We start from the raw sequence: 274 nt of genomic DNA on the forward strand, positions 1-274 counted from the left end.
AGTGGACGGGGCCGGTACACCCGGCGGAGTCTTTTGTCCCGGAGAAAATATACCTTTGGGGCGGAGGAGAGGATATAGTCTGCGGATGCCTTTGGAATCCATCGCTGATTAGCGAGGTACTATCGAGCTTAGCAGCGTGATGCATTCCACCGAGTGGAAACGTGCTCCGCAGACTATATCCTCTCCGCAGTCCCAGCCCACACGACAACCTATCCCCGGGACGAAAGACTCATCCAACTACCCTCACCCCGTCCGCTGGCCGTACCGGCGGCGT

It is taken from the genome of [Clostridium] symbiosum ATCC 14940 (assembly GCF_000466485.1).
In the GTDB taxonomy this organism is placed as follows: domain Bacteria; phylum Bacillota; class Clostridia; order Lachnospirales; family Lachnospiraceae; genus Otoolea; species Otoolea symbiosa.